The following is a 508-nucleotide window of genomic DNA, read 5'->3' on the forward strand; positions in this document are numbered from 1 at the left end:
GTCCGGCCTGATCACCACCCAGGGCAACTTCTCCCAGAAGTACGGCTACTTCGAGATGCGGGCCGACCTGTCCGAGGCCAAGGGCGGCTGGGACGCGTTCTGGATGCAGCCGAACCAGAAGGCCCCGACCACACCCGGAGGCGACAGCAGCAGCTGGCAGGAACTCGACGTGGTCGAGCACTACGCCGGCAATGCCAGCGGCGTCTACAGCACGATCCACACCACCGATCCGTCCAACGGCATCCCGTGGCAGCAGAACCGCCAGGTCTATTCCGAGCACGACACCTCCGGCTATCACACCTACGGCGTCAAATGGGGCCCCGAGAAGCTGGATTTCTACTACGACGGCCAGCTCGCAGGCTCGCAGAATACCCCGTCCGACTACAAGAACCCGATGTACCTGATGGCCAACCTCGCCACGCAGGACGGCGCGACGGATGTCGGCCAGAACATGAAAATCGATTACATTCGGGCGTACTCGAACGACGGATCCAACCCGACCGTCGCC

Annotated in this window: 1 protein-coding gene; it reads left to right on the plus strand. The window is 63.0% G+C overall.

What is annotated here, in order from left to right; all coding sequences use genetic code 11:
• The coding region (locus MFF58_RS31990; protein ID WP_238294365.1) for a glycoside hydrolase family 16 protein at nucleotides 1–508 on the plus strand (508 nt) is incomplete at both ends.

Source organism: Methylobacterium longum (assembly GCF_022179385.1).
In the GTDB taxonomy this organism is placed as follows: Bacteria; Pseudomonadota; Alphaproteobacteria; order Rhizobiales; family Beijerinckiaceae; genus Methylobacterium; species Methylobacterium longum.